Genomic DNA, 397 nt, shown 5'->3' with positions numbered 1-397 from the left:
CCAGCGCCAGGATCGCGTCTGACAGACCTGGCTGGGTGTTTTCAGTGGATTAGATGATTTTCGCTCGCCTTATTCCGCATGAAATTTGGAAAAAATTGCATTCACACCCATATGTCGGTATAGTGAGCGCAGGAGTTATTCCATGACGAAGTTACAGGAACTTAAAAAGCATCTGCGGTCCGGCAAGGTCTACCGTCGGGAGGATCTCGCCCAATGGTCGTCGTCTGTCGACCGGCACCTGCAGCAGCTGCTCGCGGAAGGATACCTGACCAAACTATCGACTGGCGTCTATCACCGGCCGAAGCAGACCGCGTTCGGCAAAGCCCCTGCCGAAGATGACGCGCTTGTCGAGGCCTTTCTGAAGGACGACCGGTATCTTGTCACCTCGCCCAATGCC

Annotated in this window: 1 protein-coding gene; it reads left to right on the top strand. The window is 54.9% G+C overall.

The window, feature by feature from the left end; genetic code table 11:
- Window positions 1-142: 142 nt before the first annotated feature.
- On the top strand, window positions 143-397 hold a 255-nt coding region (locus tag AC5ZGW_RS47400; protein ID WP_496114305.1), incomplete at its 3' end, for an AbiEi antitoxin N-terminal domain-containing protein.

This window comes from Bradyrhizobium sp. Crot121 (assembly GCF_059512385.1).
Note: the sequence above shows the minus strand (reverse complement) of the source record. Positions and strands in the feature narration are given on the sequence as shown.